Here is a 14,534-nt window from a genome sequence, read left to right as displayed (position 1 = left end):
TCGCCGCACGAACGCATGGCCGGCAGACGTTCGCGCGGCCGTTGGGGGCGCGCTTGCGCTTGCCGAACTGGCCGAGCGGCTTCTCGTCGTCGCAGACCTCGCAGAACTGGGTGTGTTCGCTCTCCGGTTCACGCCGCATAGGCCGACTCCTCGGGAAGGCCGTAGCCGTTGGCCCACGAGGGCCCGTAGACCTCGGCGTCCGTGTCCAGCGGGACGCCCAGCAGGGTCATCTTCATCGCCTCCGCGCACGCGCGGGCGACGTCCGCGGCCTCCATCTTCGGTGCGGTGCCCACTGCCTCGTCGTGCACCCACATGGTGAGGTAGGGGTGAGGCCCTGGTCGTCCATCTTGATCAGCGACTGCCCGATCCTGTCCCGCGCCGTGCTCTGCCAGGTGTAGGCCACGGACTTGTAGAGGTTGTCCCGGTCCAGGTGGAGCCGCCGGCCGGTGACCGTGGTCATCGTGCAGCGCTCCGCCAGTGCGACGCGTTGCATCTTGCGGGCCCACCGTTTGATCCCCGGGAACGCCTTGCCGTAGCGGCGCAGGGTGTCCCGCATGACCTCGACCTCCTGACCAGTCTGCTTGGCCAGCGTCGCGGCCCCGCCCTGGTAGGCGGTGCCGAGCCCGGCGATCTTGGCCGGCGTGCGCTGGGCCTTCGTGTAGTCCTCGCCGAACATCAGCGTCGCGGCGTACCCGTGGAGGTCGTGGCCGTCGGCGATGGCCGGGTCATCCTGGTCTCGCCCCACAGGGCGGCCAGCACCCGCAGTTCGACGGCCTGCTAGTCCACCGAGAAGTAGACGTGCCCCGGCTCGGCGACCATGCAGCGGCGCACCTCCCACCCGGGGGTCGCCGGGTCGGAGTGGCTGGCCCGGCCGGTCTGCGCCCCCAAGGGATTGATCTTCGGGGGGATGCGGTCGAAGGCGTCGCGGTTGTTCAGCATCGCCTCGGCGTAGGACGCCGACCACTTCCCCGCGCGCTTCGCCCGCAGCACGGCGTCCGCGAGGGCGTTGGGCTCGCGCATGCCGAGCCGCTGCCAGTCCTGGTCAAGGTCGGCCATCGGCAGCAGGACCGCCTTGGCGACCGACAGGGCGCCGCTGTCGGTCTTCTCCGTCAGCTTCTCGCCCATCCCGAGCAGGGCGCCGGCCACCTGGTCGGGGCTGTTCACCGAGTCGACGCCGAAGCGCGCGGCCACGGCGGAGAACCGCTCCTTCCCCCGGTCGAGCCGGCCGACCAGGCCCTCGGTGTACCCGGGGTCGATCAGCATTCCGATGCGCTGGAGCTTGGCGCACACCAGGGCGAGGCGGTGTTCGTAGGGCAGCAGCGCCGGGCAGGCCCTCGGCCCGGTAGCGCTCCAGCAGCTTCGGCAGCAGCCGGGCGACGAGCAGGGCGTCGAGACCGGCGTACAACTCGTAGACGTGGTGCGAGAGTTCGATCCGAGCCCAGCCGTTCTCCTTGGTCAGCCCGAGCCCGTTGAAGACCTTCGTCAGGTCGTTCTGGGTGTCGGGCGCGGCCGGGTCGACGTACCAGGCCGACAGCGGCTTGAGACTGAGGCCCGCGCCGCCCTCGTAGTCGTGGCGGCTGTCGAGCAGGTGGGCGGCCACCCGGGAGCCCTGCGCCCGGGGGTAGAGGTCTTCTAGCCGGATGCCCAGCTCGTTGTCGACCTTCAGCGCGTCGAACGCCAGGTTGGGCGCCACCAGGTTCGGCAGCGCGGCCAGCGCCTCGATCGCGGCCTCGCGGAACGGCCAGCCGAGTTCGACGGGGATGACGTACGCGGTGTTGGCGTCGGCGAACTGCGCCAGCCGTATTCGGTCCGTCCACGCCAGGCCGGTGGTCTCGGTGTCGAAGCCGATCAGCGTGCCCGCGTTGGCGTGGGCGGTCCACCAGGCGCGGAACTCCCGTAGGTCTTCACCGTTCTCGGCGGCCTTGATCTCGACCGGCTCCCCGGCCAGCCGGTACGGGTGTACCGGCATCACGCTCCTAAAATACGTTCAACGGATCAGCTGTCGTCTTGCGCTGAGTTCTTGGGGATGAAGCCCGGAGTTGGGTACGCCGCAGAAGGGCGTTCGCATGCCGGGTGGAATGGGGGCATCACCATGGGGATCGCACTAATTGCCGTGCTGGGCACGTTGTTGGGAGCTGTGGTCACCGGCGCCATGCAACATCTGGCTAACCGGACAGCCCGGCGTGACCGGGACCGACAGGCGCAGCGAGGGGCAGTGGCACAGCTCCTCGGAGCAGCCACAGACCATCGGGCGGCTCAGTACCTCAAACACGTAGCCCGTCGAGAAGGGATCCCTGACACGCTGGAGGCCCGAGCTGCGCGGTACGAAGCCAGGTCGAGGCTCACGAAGGCACTATCGGAGGTAAGACTCTCCGGGATGGACTCCGAAATAGTCCATCTGGGCCGGAGTCTGGCTGAGGCTTCTATCGCTCTGGGAGATGCGGATTCGTCTGACCAGGTAGCCATCAACACTGCGGGTGACGCCGCTCGCGCGGCTCACTCGGCGTTGGAGGCTGCGGCTGCCCTGCGGTTGGGATGAGTCGTCCTGAGGGTGCAGCCTCCTGGCTCGGTGTGCAGAACGAGGCCAGTCGTCACCCATTAATGGTGGTTTTGAAGACTCCCGGCCCGGCGGGTACCGGCTCGCCCGCGAAGCGCACGCCGAGCAGCACCCGGCCCTTGGTCATGCGGTGCTGGCGGATGCCGCGTTCGTCCAGGGCGGAGATGAACCCCCCTGCGGGTCCACGCCTTCTCGCCCTGGGCCTCGCACCAGTCGCGGTACGCGGTGTACGCCTCCTGCGAGAGGACGTGGCTCTTTTCGCTGCCGGGCTGGGCCGGCAGAACACCAGGACGAGACGCCGTGGCAGAACCTCGTCGCCCGCCTGGTGGAGGTGGTGCTGGAGGTGAGGGCCTGGGCCGCTCGCGGGGCGGGTTCACCACAAAGGTCCACCTGAGCGCGGACGGCCGCTGCCGTCCATTGTCCCTGGTCGTCACCGCGGGGCAGCGGGCGGACTGCACGCAGTTCGAGCCGGTGCTGGAGAAAGTCCGCGTCCCGCGGACCGGTCCTCGCAGGCCGCGGAACAAGCCGGACAGCGTGGCCTGCGACAAGGCGTACAGCAACGGCCCTTGCCGCTCCTACCTGCGCAGGCGCGGCATCCAGCACGCGATCCCGGAGAAGACCGACAGCCAGGCGGCCCGCCTGCGCAGGGGCTCACGCGGCGGACGGCCACCCGGCTTCGACAAGGAGCGGTACAAAAAACGCAACACCGTCGAACGGGCCAACAACAAGCTCAAGCACGCCAGAGCCGTAGCCACCCGATACGACAAACGCGACTACGTCTACCTCGGTACCGTCACTGCAGCCGTCCTCGCCATCTGGCTCGGCACATGATCGCCCGGATGGAACCTAGGCGGTCACCACCGTCAGGGCCCGCGCATCGCCTTCTTGTCGGAGGCGACCGCGATCAGCAGGCCGGTCATCGCCTCGATGAGGCGCTCGTTGCTGACCTTCTTCGACTGCACGAGGTGCAGCAGCGCGAGCGCGGACTTCAGGTCGCCGCCGGGCATGGCCTCGATCCGGCGCAGCCGGACCTTCCTGCCGTTCTTGGCGATGAACTTCAGGCCCTTGCCGGTGTGCTTGCGCTCGGCCTCGGTGGCGAGGTCGGCGAAGTCCAGGGTGGTCACGGCGTAACTCTCCTTGTGGGATGGTGCGTTGATAAGAGGTCAAGGGATGGGGTGGCGCATTCACTCGATCAAGTGAAAATGATCAACAACTCCCGGCCAGGGCCGAACTGGGTCGATAGAACGGTCGAGCGCTCCATGTGGCTCGCTGCCGTGGGGCGTTCCGTGTGGTTCCAGGTGGAGCCCTTCGGACGGTCGAAGCACCGACGTTGCGACAACACTCGATGAGGAGAAACTGCGCACATGAGCCAGATCACGCAAGACATCGTTGGCTACCTCAACGAGACCAAGGGGTCGTCCCAGGAGACCATCACGGCGGACACCAATCTCGACGGGCTGCTCAATGAGGTGGACGTCCACGCGCTCATCCAGTGGGCTGAGACGCGCTTCGGGTTCGCCGCCGACGTTGCCGACCTCGATCTCAGCAACTTCAGCACGCCGGCCGAGATCGCCAAGTGGGTCGAACGCGCCAAGGCGTCCGTCTAACCTGCAGGGGCCTGGAGGCCGGCGGCCAGGTCGAACACGGGACTGCGACTTACCGGATGGTGCCTTGTTGAGGGCGAGGGCGCCCGGAGGCGCGATGCCTAGCAGATATCGCGGTGCGCCATGCGGAAGTCGCAGATTCCACTTCGCCGGGAGCGGGCCGGGGAGACCATCACCCTCGCAACACACGAGCTAGTCAATGCGCGATAGGAGACGACATGGCCGAGCGCCGGCAAGGCACGGTGGAGTGGTTCAACAGTGAGAAGGGCTTCGGCATGATCAAGCCCGCAGACGGATCAGCGAGCGTCATGGTGAAGTACACCGACGTCCAGAGGGACCTGGAAGCAGGGCTGGAGGTCAGCTACGAGCTGGCCGAGAGCAGCGGGCGCTCCGTCGCCATCAACGTTGAGGGCGCCTGACCCACGGAGGTCGCGTAGCGCTGCCTGATCGCACTTGGGCGGTCAGGCAGCGGGGGCCTGGAGGCCGGCGGCCAGGTCGAACACGGGGGTGACGGAGCCGAGTGGCGTCGCCTGGTGGAGGGCGACGACGGTGGCCTTCACCGGCATCTCGCCGAGCGCGGCCGGGTCCATCGTGACCGAGTCAGCGCCGATGATGCTGGTCTTCGGGTAATGCCAGGCGACGCACTTCGTGCCGTCCACCGCCGCGATCATCAGCGCGCGGTTCTGCGCGGTCGGGGATGTCGGAATCGAGAACAGGCCCTTCGAGTCGAGCCCCTTGTCGGTGCCGTAGTACAGCTTGTAGGACTCCGCGGTGAAGTCGCTGAGGTTGATCGTCACGGCGTAGGTCTTGCTCGGGTCGGTGGTGCGCAGGCTCTTGTTCTGCCACGATCCCAGCACTTCGGGCTCGTCGCCCTCGACGCTCATCTCGATGCCGTTGTCCAGCGAGGTGTTGCCGATGGACTTCCAGTTCAGCCCGGCCGGGCCCCACTTGGCCGCGGCCTTCGGGTCGAACCCGGCGTTCAGGTCCGGCAGTGCGGTGCCGGGCGGGGCGACGTGGATGTATCCGGTGCCCGGTACCAGGACCGAGGGGGCGTCAGCCAAGCTGCTTTCCGTTCCGGCCCTCAGCGGGGCCTTGTAGTGATCATGTAGTTGGCCGAGAAGCGGGCCTGCATCTTCTCGTACAGGGCCTTGTAGTCCGGCTCGGCCGGCACCGGGGCGCGCCGGGGTCTGCTCGCTCTCCGGGGCCGGGGCCTCGTCGGGTTCGGGGGTGGCCGGCGGGGTGGCCGGGTTCATCGCGCCGCCGGGGATCGCCTCGGCCGGCGTCGGAGGCTCGGGGTCGGGGTCTCTGCCACGTCTCTCCTGAAGCAGTGTTGGATGATCTCGATTTCAGGTCCAGGCCCGCGGTCCGCATGCCATCATCGGGAATCCGGATCATTGAGGGAGCGCTAAGTGACGACCTGGGAATACAAATGGGTTTCGGTTAGTAGCTGGCATCCCAGCAACGACCTGATCAGGCAGTTGAACGCGGAAGGTGCGCAAGGATGGGAGGCCGTCAGCACCACCGTTGCAGTCCCCCAACGGGAACGCGATATGCCGGCCTACTCGGTATTGCTGAAGCGGCCCAGCCGCTAGGCCGTTTCGTTCGGATCTTGCGAGGCTTGTCATACTTGCCGAGTGGAGATGCAAGCCGAGGAAGCAGCGCGGCGTTGGCTGGCTGATCAGGGTGTCAACCGGGTGCGCGACGGGTGGGTGAGCGACGAGGAACCGGACGCGTTGCTCACTGCCAACCAGGTGGCGCACTCCTGGGCCGGTGCTGTGTTCGCCGAAGACCTGGATGCAGCTGGCCAGGTGCGGTTGGCTTTCGGGCTGCTGGACCTCCTCGACGAGTACTGGGTCACGTGCGAGATCCGGTTCGCGAACGAGGGTGCGGAGGGTCCCCTGCCGGCCGACGTACTGTGGGACGGCTACCGCCAACGGCTGGAGGCGGACCGGGACGCCGAAGCCGTCACTTACTCGCTGTGGGTGGATTGGTTCGAGGACCACGCTACTTCCGCGACGGCCTTCGCCGAGGTTCTTGGTAACGACATCGACCGAGTGGTGGCCGAGCGATCGGAAGCCCTGCTCCGCCGAGCCCGTCGGGTTCTGGAGTGTTCGGGACCGGTGCGCTGGACGGTGAAAGAGCTGACATACCGCACCGCCATGCGGCTTCCTGCCCTGCACTCGGCCGTCTTCCGCGGCCTCCTGGCGAGCTTCCGCGACGTCTACGGCGACCTGGAGCCGGCTGCCGCACTGGCCTTCCTCGGCCGACTGGATCTTCCCACGAACACCCAACACCTTGCCGAACTGCGCCACGTACTTGCCGCGGGGCACAAGAACCACTACCGCAGCCCTGGCGCCTGGGCCGATGCGGTTTGCTCCTGCTCCTGAGCCCTTGGCCTGGCAGACCAAAGAAAGATGCCGGCGACGTAGAGTCCGGCCAGGAAGATGGTCGCGGTCTTCTCGTATCGGGTGGCGATGCCGCGCCACTGCTTCAAGCGGTTGATGCAGCGTTCGACGGTGTTGCGCTGCTTGTATGCCTCGCGGTCGAAGGCGGGTGGTCTGCCACCTCGGCTGCCGCGCCGCAGCCGGTGGCCGCGTTGATCAGCCGGAATGGGGATGACCGCCCGGATTCCGCGCTTGCGCAGGTGCTCGCGGATCGCGCGGGAGGAGTACGCCTTGTCGGCCAGGACCACGTCCGGCCTGGTACGGGGGCGTCCTCGCTGCCGAGGCACGCGGAGGCGGGCCACGACATGAGCGAAGGCGGGTGCGTCACCCGCCTGTCCGGCGGTGAGCACGAAGGCCAGTGGTCGGCGGTGGGCGTCGGAGGCGAGGTGGATCTTCGTGGTCAGTCCGCCGCGAGACCGGCCGATGGCATTGTCATCGGGCTCGCCGGCCGGGGCCCCCTTTTGCGGGCCCCGGCTACGTGCTGGTGAGCGCGCACGACAATGGAGTCGACCGAGACGGCCCAGCTGAGGTCTTCCTCGGCGTCGGGCCTGTGCGATGAGCGCGGTGAACACCCGCTCCCAGGTGCCGTCGATCCAGCGGGCGGAGAACTCACCGGCCAGCGCTTCCTGCGCGAGCTGGTACGCGGCCACCGCCCGAAGGATCTCGGCGGTTCTGGGGGTCCACGCCACCGGCTGCCTCCTTCTGCTGCTTCAGGGCCTCGGCTTCGGCGGCCTCGGCATGCGGGCGGCCTCCTCGGCGGCCTTCACCACCTCGTCAATGTCGGCCTGCGAGAAGCCGGGGACCTTGCGCAGCGCGACCGACAGCGGGACGCCCTGCTGCATCAGCTTGACCATCGCGTCGGCCGCCTGGGCGAGGCTGCGGGTGGCCTTCTCGGCCCATTCGACCTGGCTCTCGTCCTGCTCGATCTCGCCCTGGCCGGCCACCAGGGCGCACAGCCGGAACACCGACTCCCACGACTCGCCCAGCGAGTCCTGGAGGGTGGACAGGAACCGCTTGAACGAGGTCTCGGCCGCCGCGAGGGCGTCCGCGCTCAGGTTCACGAGGTTCGACCCGGCGAGGTAGTGGGGCGGCACGTCGGCCAGGCCCATGATCTCCGTCTCTTGGCCGAGCTTGATCGCGTACCGGTCGATGGCGGCCTGGGAGAAGATCGTGGACAGCGCCGACATCGTGTTGACGTTCTGGCCGGCCGCGGTGGCGAAGATCTGCACCCACGCCTCTTGCGGTGGGCCGCCGATCGGCGAGCCGTCGGCGCGGAAGCCCACCAGGCGGCACGGGCCGACGAACTCCATCGCGCAGACGGAGGCCATGGCGGGGTCCTTGCCCCAGCCCTTCAGGCGGCGCAGGGTGCCGGACTCCCAGCGGAAGGAGCGGCCCCAGGTCTCGGGGTCGTTGGGGTCCTCCGGTACGGCGTCGTCGCGCAGCTCGTACCAGCGGGCCAGGATGCGGCACTGTTCCGGGGTGTACTTCCAGTCCGGCCGGAAGGTGTGTGCCGACCAGCGCAACGGCTCGCCCGCGAGAGTGCGGTGCGGATGCGGGACGTCGTCGAGGACTGTCCGTATCGGTTCGTAGTGCACCCGAGCGGACTCCTTCAGCGGGCTAGTAGTGACTCGGCAAGTTCCGGATCGTGGGCAGAGAACAGGCCTGGAGGAGTGGTCTTTCAGACATAGCGTCAGAAGTTCGGCCTTCTTCATTGCCTGTCGAAGTGGCGAGGCGTATACCTGGCCCCAGCAATCCCGACTGCAAAGGGGTGCAACTGCCATGCTTTACAGGCGACTTGCTTCAGTCCTGGGTGTTGCCGCATTGCTGGTCGGCTGCGTGATCGGAACTGCCGGGGAAGCCGCCGCCTATCCGCCGATCAATCATTGCGGAAGCTCGTACGGATCCCTGAAGCAGTACTCGATCACTGACGTGGAAACCGGCTACGGAGTGGGCTGGATAGACACGTACTACAGCAGTGCGACAGGAAAGAACTGTGCTATCGCCCGCGGTAGGGACGACCGGGCGAGCGGGTTTGGTGCGATTCTAATCAAGATCGGACTTACGGGAACAAGCTGGTGGGACGATGTCGACGGCGCGGCCGGAACCTACAGTCAGTACGCTGGTCCGGTCTACACCTACGCGCCGGGCAAGACGTGCATCGACCTGTATGCCAGTCTGCTTCACTCGGGAGGACACAAGGCCGAGGCATGGGTTTTCGGGGCCCGCTGCTAGCTGTAGGGAATTGAATAGCAGATTCTCGGCATAACGGACCCTCCGTCAGCCTCGTGCTACTAAGCCCGTGCCTCGACTCAGCCCTTCCGAATGTCTCCAGGATGCCACCGCCTAGTGGCATCCTGGATTGCCTTTCGCTCCAGGTAGTATGCCAGTGAATCGTGAACGTAGGGGCCTGCGGCAAATGGTTGACGCATGTCGTGCGCCCACAGCTCCCGGGCGGAGGCATGCGGGACCGCGGAGTCCAGGCACGCCTCGTAGTAGACGCTCGCCATGGGTGAGCAGGTTCGCTGGCTGTCCCGCAGCGAGGCGTCGGATCTGGCCTTTCCTGGTAACGACTTCTGGCTCGTGGACGGCCGCGCCGTTCGCTTCAACCTTTTCGATGGGCCTGGCGCGGCGCTGTACCCCCAGTACTCCGAAGAGCCGGCCGTAGTCGAGCTGTGCGCCAACGCCTCCGAATCGGTCTGGGAGCGCGGAGTGGAGCACGAGAAGTTCGTAGTCTGATTCAGTACGCAGGACCGCCAGATCATGCCCCTGTCTCCGTCGTCCAGTGCGCAGACCGCCCGCGAGACGATCGCCAAGCGGTTGAAAGCCCCTCAGCAGGAAGCTGGCCTGACAGGGCATGATCTGGCCCTGCGAACAGGCTTCGGCGAGTCCAAGGTCTCGCGGATCGCAGCCGCCAAGACACCCCCGTCTGCTGACGACATCCAGCGGTGGTGTGCTGCCTGCAACGCCGATGACGGCGAGGCCGCCGATCTAGTGGCGGCCGGCCGGGCCGCCGACGAGATGGACGTCCAGTGGAAGCGCCTCCACCGAGCGGGGATGAAGCACGCCCAGGACGCCATCCTGCCCCAGTTCGAGAACAGCCGGCACATCCGTATGTCCTGCTCCAACGTCATGCCCGGGATCGTCCAGCGCCGTGAGTACGCCCGCGCGCTGATGGGGACCATCACGGCCTTCCAGAACACCCCGAACGACGTAGACGCTGCGGTTGACAGCCGCCTCCGACGAGATCGCTACCTTCACCAGGGGAACTGCACCTTTGCCCTACGTCGACGCGCTGACGGGACTCGGTGAGCTCTTGCTCAGCGACCCCAAGCACTTCCAGCCTGCAACGCACAAGGGCGGCGGTGGGGCTGGGCCGCGTACGGGTTCAGCGGGCCGTCGACGTCCAGCAGCAACAGCGGTCGCATCTGTCCACCCCCTTGGATCGTCCTCGGACCGTACCGCCCGGCCGGGCGCCGGTGCACCGGGTTTCCACGCCGTCCAGCGGCGCCGGGGTTTGACGGCGGGCGGGGTGTGCGGTTGTCTGCCGGGCAGGGCCGTGGGGCGGGCACGGGGAAGGCCGCGGGAAGGCCGCAGAAGGGGAGGACCGGTGGCGGTGGGGGACGAGGCGCGGACGCTGGTCGGGCGCGGGCGGCGGCTGCTGGACGAGCACGACGCGGCGCCCGATCCGCGGGCGGCCGCGATGGCGCTGTCCGGGGCGCTCACCGCGTTCTCGACGGCGCGCACGCTGCTGGAGGAGGCGGGCCCGGGCGCGCCGGCGGGGGCGCTCGCGGAGGCGCGGTTCCTGGTCGGGCTGACGCTCTCGGTGCGCTACTGGCGGGCCGTCGAGCAGCCGGAGTTCGCCGAGGACGACGGGATCCGCGCCGCCGTGCTGGCCGAACGGGACGAGGCCGCCGGGCTGTTGACGCTCACGATGGCCGCGTTCGACCAGGACGCGCCGGAGCGGGTGGAGGCGGCGTTCCGGCTCGGGATGCTGCTGCACGCGCGGTACGAGGACGGGGCGAGCGCCGGTGTCGCGGACCCGGCGGCCCGCCCCGATGACCTGGACCGGGCGATCGAGGCGCTGCGGCTCGCCTGCCCCGTCCCGGTGCCGCCGGGCCCCTGGCACCGTCCGGCCGAAGGGACCGGGGACACCGACGCCTACGACACGTACGCGGCCTACGACGCCCAGGACCCCGGGGCGCTCGCCAACCTCGGCTGCGCCCTCGCCGACCGCTCCGAGCGCGACGACGCCCCGCCCGAACGGGTGGCCGCCGACTGCGCCGCCGCCGAGGCCGTCCTGGAGGGCCTGCTCGACAGGCTGAGCCCGGCACCGCCCGGCGGCCCCGACGGCGCGCCGTACCGCCCGGCCCCCGACGCCGAGCCGGGGCCGGCCGAACTCGCCGAGCCGATCGAGTCGGCGGTCCGCGAGTGCCTCGTGCGGCTGCTGCTGGACGAGCGGGACGGCGGCCCGGACGCGGAGCGCACCGACCGGGCCGTCGCCCACCTGGAGGCGGTCGCGGCCACCACCGCCGCCGACTCCCCCTACCGGATGCGCGCCGGACTGCACCTGCTCGACCTGTACTGGGCGCGCGGCGACGGCACCCACATCCGCCCGGACGACGCCGCCCACCGCTTCGCCCGGCTCCGCGACCTGCGCCGGCTGATCCCGCCCGACGGCCCGTTCGGCGGCACCGTGCGCTGGCTGCTCGGCTGCACCCTCGCCGGCAGGGCCGAGCTCCACCGCGACGGCGTGGGCGCCGAGGTCCACGAGGCGGTCGAGGTGCTGCGCGAGGGCCTGGCCGGCATGGCCGAGGACGACCCGGTCCGGCCGCCCTCGCACGCGGTGCTCGGCACGCTCGTCAACGCGCTGCACCAGCACGACCCGCAGACGTACCGCACCGAGGAAGCCGTCCGGCACCTCACCCTGGCCGTGGACACCATGCAGGAGGAGGACCACGGCGTCCGGCGCGGTGACATCCTCCGCCACCTCGCCGACGCCTCCATCGCGAAGAGCCAGTACTCCGCCGACCGGGCCGAACTCGACCGGGTGATCGGCCTGCTCGACGACGCCGGCGCCCGGCCCACCGGCACCCTGTGGTCGGACGAGCACCTGCACGGCTCGCTGGGCGCGGCGATGAGCAAGCGGTTCGCGCTCACCAACGCCGTCGGCGACCTCGACGCGGCGATCCGCCACCAGCGCGCCGCGTTCCGCCGGGCGGCCCCGGACGACGTCAACCGGGTGGTCTACCTGGAGAACCTCGCCGTCAACCTCTACCAGCGCTTTCGCCTCGCCGGCGACCACCAGGACCTGGAGGCCTCCCGCCGCTACACCGAGGAGGTGATCGCCTACCTCTCGCACGCCGAACACCCGGGCGTGGGAAGGCTGCTGGCCGCCCACCGGCCGATCCTCGAACGGACCCGGCTGATGCTGGAGTTCCAGGAGGCCCTGGCGGTCGGTGACGTCCCGCGGATGGCCCGGACGGTGACGGCGCTGGAACCGCTGGTCGACGCGATGTCCGAGGACGACCCGCTGCGGCAGATGGCCCGGGGGGACCTCGGGCTGGCGATGTTCGTCCACGCGCTGCACGGTGGGCAGTCGCCGGAACGGGCGATGGCGGGCGTCGTCCTGATGCTGGACGCGGCGGACCGGACGCCGGCGGGCCACCTCTACAAGGCCGTGCTGACCATGCGGGCGGCCGGGGTGGTGAGCCTTCTGGCGATGGGGCCCCCGTTCTCGGAGAGCCGCGCCGAGCAGGCACTCAGGTACCTCGACCTGCTCATCGCCGACACCGACCCGGCGGGCATGGAGGGGTCCCGGGCCCACCTGATGCGGGCGATGCTGCTGACGGCGCGCTACGAGCACGCGCGGCGACCCGGGGACATCGCCGGGGCGCTGGCCTCCGCGGAAACGGTCCGTGAGCGGATGCGGCACGGGACGCCCACCCAGATGCTGGCGGCGGTGAACTGGATCATCGCCCGGGCCCACCGCGTGCGGCTGGGGCCGGGGGACCGGCGGGCCGGGCGCGAGGCCGGGCTGACCACGCTGCGCCAGACGGCCGCCGCCACCCTGCTCCAGGCGGCGGCCGGCCCGGCCCTGCTGGTGGCCCGGGAGAACGCGGCGCGTGCGCTGACGATCGCCCGCTGGTACCTCGCCGACCGGGACGAGGCGCCGGACGACGACGGACCGGCCCACGAGCCACCGGACGACGACACGCCCGGGCACGACGCGCCGGCCCACGACGCACCGGCCCACGAGGCACCGGCCCACGAGGCACCGGACGACGACGCGCCCGGGCACGACGCACCGGACGGCGACGCCCCCGGCGCCGAGCGCGAGCCGTACCTGCGGGCCGCCGTCGCGGCCCTGGAGCTCGGCCGGGGCCTGGTGCTGCACGCCTCCACCGCCACCACCGACGTCCCCGACCTGCTGCGCTCCACCGGCCACCCCGACCTCGCCGACGCCTGGCTGTCCGGCGGCGCCGCCCAGGACGGCCCGGCCGCCGGAGGCCCCGGCCTCGACGCGGTGCTCGGCCTGCCCGGCGGCCTGCTCGCCTCCCTGCCCGGCGGCGCCGAGATCCCGGTGCCGGACGACCTTCGCCGCCGCGCCCTCACCGCGCTCGCCGCCTCCCCGGCCGGTGAGGCGCTGATGGCCCCGCCGGCGGTGGCGGAGATCGCCCGCGCCCTGGGCACGGCGGGCGTCGACGCCCTGGTCTACCTGCTGCCGCCCGGCGCGGGGCGCAGCGGTGCGGCGGTGCTGGTCACGCCGGGCGAGGACGGCGCCGGCGACATCCACCTGCTGCCGCTCACCCTCGTCAGCGTCGACGCGGTCCGCTCCGAGGACCGCGGTCCGCTCGCCGCCTACCGCCGGGCGCACCTCGACCGGCAGGCCACCCTGGAGGCCTTCGCGCCCCGCCATCCGGAGCGGGCCGCCGCGCGGCGCCGCTGGCGCGCCACCCTCGCCGAACTCTGCGACTGGGCCGGCACCACCGTGCTGCGCCCGCTGCTGCGCCACCCCGCCCTGCGTCCGGCCGCCCGCCGCGGCCCGGACGCGCTGCCCCGGCTAGTCCTGGTGCCGTTCGGCGAGCTCGGCGGCGTCCCCTGGCACGCCGCGCTGCTCAGCAGCGGGCTGCGGGACGGCGGGCGGCCGGTGCGGGCCGTGGAGCGGGCGGTGATCTCGTACGCGGCGTCCGCACGGCAGTTCTGCGAGGTGGTCCGCCGGCCGCGGCTGCCGTTGGCCGAACGGCCGGTGATCGTCGGCGACCCGACCCGGGAGCTGATGTTCGCGGAGGTGGAGGCCGAGTACCTGCACGCGGACCACTATCCGCACGGCACGCTGCTCGGCTACGTCGAGGACGCCGTGGGGGCGGGCACCCCGGCCGAGGTGCTGGCCGCGCTGCCCGCCCCCGGCCGGGCCGGGGCGTCCGTCCTCCACCTCGCCTGCCACGCCCTGCCGTCCGAGCGCTCGCCGCTGGACGCCTACCTCGGACTCGCACCGGACCCTCGTGCCGGGGACCGGCTGGGGCGGCTGCCGGTCGGGGACATCCTGCGCCAGGCCCAGGGCCGCCCGCCGGGCTCTCCGGGCGGGCTGGTCGTCCTCGACGCCTGCGTCAGCGACCACACCGGCGGTGACGTCGACGAGGCGCTCACCCTCTCCAGCGCCTTCCTCGCCGCCGGGGCGACGGGGGTGGTCGGCTCGCGCTGGGAGGTGGTGGACGAGATGGTGTGCGTGCTGATGTACGTCTTCCACGGCCGCCTGGCCGCCGGTGACCCGCCCGCCGAGGCGCTGCGCCGCACCCAGCTGTGGGCGCTCGACCCGGACCGCCGGCTGCCGCCGGGTGCGCCGCCCGAGCTGGTCTCGCTCGCCCGCCGGGACACGGGCGCGCTCGACGTCTGGGCGGCCTTCGCGTACCAGGGCAACTAAACGGCGGC

Annotated in this window: 16 protein-coding genes; 9 read left to right on the top strand and 7 right to left on the bottom strand. The window is 70.5% G+C overall.

Annotation, left to right across the window (positions count from 1 at the left end; genetic code table 11):
- Positions 1 to 232: 232 nt before the first annotated feature.
- From ACF1AK_RS30730 to ACF1AK_RS30720, 3 genes are read right to left on the bottom strand one after another with little or no spacing between them, the layout of a single operon-like run.
- Positions 233 to 745 (bottom strand): DNA polymerase, encoded by a 513-nt coding sequence (locus ACF1AK_RS30730; RefSeq protein WP_391502121.1) that lies wholly within the window; start codon positions 743 to 745, stop codon positions 233 to 235.
- A gap of 32 nt (positions 746 to 777) precedes the next feature.
- A complete protein-coding gene (locus tag ACF1AK_RS30725; protein WP_391502120.1) occupies positions 778 to 1,125 on the bottom strand; it encodes a hypothetical protein in 348 nt (115 codons plus the stop codon).
- Entirely contained in the window at positions 1,043 to 1,969 is a 927-nt protein-coding gene (locus ACF1AK_RS30720) for a hypothetical protein (protein WP_391502156.1), read from the bottom strand. The genes ACF1AK_RS30725 and ACF1AK_RS30720 overlap by 83 nt, the downstream gene beginning before the upstream one ends.
- A gap of 813 nt (positions 1,970 to 2,782) precedes the next feature.
- On the opposite strand from ACF1AK_RS30720, the gene ACF1AK_RS30715 reads away from it, so the two are divergent.
- Entirely contained in the window at positions 2,783 to 3,388 is a 606-nt protein-coding gene (locus tag ACF1AK_RS30715) for an IS5 family transposase (protein ID WP_391502119.1), read from the top strand.
- Positions 3,389 to 3,420: 32 nt separating this feature from the next.
- Here the strand turns inward: ACF1AK_RS30715 and ACF1AK_RS30710 are convergent, their stop codons facing one another.
- Positions 3,421 to 3,681, bottom strand: coding sequence for a hypothetical protein (locus ACF1AK_RS30710; protein ID WP_391502118.1), 261 nt, complete (start codon positions 3,679 to 3,681; stop codon positions 3,421 to 3,423).
- 240 nt (positions 3,682 to 3,921) lie between these two features.
- Here ACF1AK_RS30710 and ACF1AK_RS30705 point away from each other — a divergent pair, with 240 nt between their 5' ends.
- Together ACF1AK_RS30705 and ACF1AK_RS30700 are read left to right on the top strand one after the other, a co-directional pair.
- The gene (locus ACF1AK_RS30705) at positions 3,922 to 4,164 is read left to right on the top strand and encodes a hypothetical protein (RefSeq protein ID WP_391502117.1); all 243 of its coding nucleotides are present in this window, start codon (positions 3,922 to 3,924) and stop codon (positions 4,162 to 4,164) included.
- Positions 4,165 to 4,379: 215 nt separating this feature from the next.
- On the top strand, positions 4,380 to 4,580 hold the full coding sequence (locus ACF1AK_RS30700) for a cold shock domain-containing protein (protein ID WP_391502116.1): 201 nt from the start codon (positions 4,380 to 4,382) through the stop codon (positions 4,578 to 4,580).
- A gap of 42 nt (positions 4,581 to 4,622) precedes the next feature.
- Here ACF1AK_RS30700 and ACF1AK_RS30695 read toward each other — a convergent pair whose 3' ends face one another.
- Positions 4,623 to 5,222 (bottom strand): hypothetical protein, encoded by a 600-nt coding sequence (locus ACF1AK_RS30695; protein ID WP_391502115.1) that lies wholly within the window; start codon positions 5,220 to 5,222, stop codon positions 4,623 to 4,625.
- 348 nt (positions 5,223 to 5,570) lie between these two features.
- Between ACF1AK_RS30695 and ACF1AK_RS30690 the strand changes: the two genes are divergently transcribed.
- Together ACF1AK_RS30690 and ACF1AK_RS30685 are read left to right on the top strand one after the other, a co-directional pair.
- Positions 5,571 to 5,753 (top strand): DUF4177 domain-containing protein, encoded by a 183-nt coding sequence (locus tag ACF1AK_RS30690; RefSeq protein ID WP_391502114.1) that lies wholly within the window; start codon positions 5,571 to 5,573, stop codon positions 5,751 to 5,753.
- 48 nt (positions 5,754 to 5,801) lie between these two features.
- Complete coding sequence (locus ACF1AK_RS30685; RefSeq protein ID WP_391502155.1) at positions 5,802 to 6,548, top strand: hypothetical protein; 747 nt, start codon at positions 5,802 to 5,804, stop codon at positions 6,546 to 6,548.
- Here ACF1AK_RS30685 and ACF1AK_RS30680 read toward each other — a convergent pair.
- Together ACF1AK_RS30680 and ACF1AK_RS30675 are read right to left on the bottom strand one after the other, a co-directional pair.
- Entirely contained in the window at positions 6,500 to 7,294 is a 795-nt protein-coding gene (locus ACF1AK_RS30680; RefSeq protein WP_391502113.1) for an IS5 family transposase, read from the bottom strand. The two genes, ACF1AK_RS30685 and ACF1AK_RS30680, sit on opposite strands and share 49 nt — an antisense overlap.
- Before the next feature lie 21 nt (positions 7,295 to 7,315).
- Positions 7,316 to 8,200: a phage portal protein gene (locus ACF1AK_RS30675; protein WP_391502112.1), complete on the bottom strand. Its 885-nt coding sequence runs from the start codon at positions 8,198 to 8,200 to the stop codon at positions 7,316 to 7,318.
- Between the two features lie 184 nt (positions 8,201 to 8,384).
- Here ACF1AK_RS30675 and ACF1AK_RS30670 point away from each other — a divergent pair, with 184 nt between their 5' ends.
- The 4 genes from ACF1AK_RS30670 (at position 8,385) to ACF1AK_RS30655 (ending at position 14,526) form a co-directional block, all read left to right on the top strand.
- Positions 8,385 to 8,837, top strand: coding sequence for a hypothetical protein (locus tag ACF1AK_RS30670; RefSeq protein WP_391502111.1), 453 nt, complete (start codon positions 8,385 to 8,387; stop codon positions 8,835 to 8,837).
- A 273-nt stretch (positions 8,838 to 9,110) separates the two neighbouring features.
- Complete coding sequence (locus ACF1AK_RS30665) at positions 9,111 to 9,341, top strand: DUF6879 family protein (protein WP_391502110.1); 231 nt, start codon at positions 9,111 to 9,113, stop codon at positions 9,339 to 9,341.
- Positions 9,342 to 9,365: 24 nt separating this feature from the next.
- Positions 9,366 to 9,914 (top strand): Scr1 family TA system antitoxin-like transcriptional regulator, encoded by a 549-nt coding sequence (locus ACF1AK_RS30660; RefSeq protein ID WP_391502109.1) that lies wholly within the window; start codon positions 9,366 to 9,368, stop codon positions 9,912 to 9,914.
- A gap of 298 nt (positions 9,915 to 10,212) precedes the next feature.
- Entirely contained in the window at positions 10,213 to 14,526 is a 4,314-nt protein-coding gene (locus tag ACF1AK_RS30655; protein ID WP_391502108.1) for a CHAT domain-containing protein, read from the top strand.
- Positions 14,527 to 14,534: the final 8 nt, after the last annotated feature.

The organism is Kitasatospora sp. NPDC015120, from assembly GCF_043080305.1.
Lineage (GTDB): Bacteria > Actinomycetota > Actinomycetes > Streptomycetales > Streptomycetaceae > Kitasatospora.
The sequence above is the reverse complement of the archived record's forward strand: the minus strand, read 5'-3'. Positions and strand labels throughout refer to the sequence as shown.